This is a genomic window from Acinetobacter sp. YH16031 (genome assembly GCF_013417335.1).
GTDB lineage: Bacteria > Pseudomonadota > Gammaproteobacteria > Pseudomonadales > Moraxellaceae > Acinetobacter.
Map to the genome: position 1 here is coordinate 1 of NZ_VPED01000172.1, position 1,250 is coordinate 1,250.

The 1,250-nt window shown below is 36.5% G+C and carries 1 protein-coding gene; it reads left to right on the forward strand.

Going from position 1 to position 1,250, the window contains the following annotated elements; translation table 11 throughout:
- The first annotated feature begins 200 nt into the window (after window positions 1-200).
- On the forward strand, window positions 201-764 hold the full coding sequence (locus FTV31_RS16940; RefSeq protein WP_180015802.1) for a recombinase family protein: 564 nt from the start codon (window positions 201-203) through the stop codon (window positions 762-764).
- The last annotated feature ends 486 nt before the right edge of the window (window positions 765-1,250 follow it).

The following is a 1,250-nucleotide window of genomic DNA, read 5'->3' on the forward strand; positions in this document are numbered from 1 at the left end:
AGTTTCTTATTAATCAATGATATAGGTGTTTATGGATAACATTAAACAATTAAGCTTTAATGTTCCTTAAGGTGTACCTTTTCGGAATGTTCCGCAATTAGTCTAGAAGTCTTGAAAATCCATGTTCCTTAAGGTTGTTTTTTGTATCGGAACGCTATAAGATATCAAGTCTAGATCATGCGGAACACAAAGAGTATAAAATGGCACACGTAGCGTATATCCGAGTAAGTACCACAGAACAAAATACTGATCGTCAGTTAGCAGATACAGGGATTGAGTTCGATAAAATCTTTGAAGATAAAGCAAGTGGAAAAAATACTGAACGCCAAGGACTAACAGACATGCTCGATTACGTTCGAGAAGGTGACACAGTACACGTTCATTCTATTGACCGTTTAGGTCGATCTTTGATTGATCTTAAAACGTTAGTTACACAGCTAAATGATAAGGGCGTAGCAGTTCACTTTCATAAAGAGAACCTGCCATTTGAAGTTGGCAAGCAGAACTCAATGCAAATTCTAATGTTTAACATGCTAGGAGCCTTTGCTGAGTTTGAGCGTTCTATCATTAAGGAGCGTCAGCGTGAAGGTATCGAGAAAGCTAAGGAGAAAGGTGTTTACAACAAGGATAAGCGCAAGAAGGTAGATTACACAGAATTGAATGCAGCTATTGAAAGCGGTATGTCATATCGTCAAGTAGCTGAGAAGTTCAATGTAGGCGTTGGTACAGTAGACAGAGCAGTTAAGGCACATAAAAAAATCTGAGTGATTAGGATATTTCGGAATTTTAACAAGATTACTTTTGATGGTGGGGGTAAGTGTTAAGCAACATTCCCAACAATCTCAAAAAAAGTGTATAGGTGTGATGCCTTGTATAGTGGCGTTAGCCTGGTGATGATATGAGGAAGGTTTTAATTGCGGGTGTGAAATGTCAAACAAGATGGCATCGACCACCAGGATATTTCCTGAAATTTAGCATATAGCACAATGATATTTGTTTAAGTCATTGTTTTTAAATGAAAAGTCTTAATAATCAAGGCTTTTACAATGATTCTACAACAATAGAAAACAATGATTTGAACAATGGAATACAACTGTTATCATCAATAAATGAACAGTTTTTAACATGGGTTACACATGGCAAGAATCAGTATAAATAAAGCGTCTTTGGATTTTAAAATCAGTCGGAATACCTTGTATAAGCACAGCAAGCAGGGAATGATAACCAAAGTTGCAGAAGGTAAACTATAC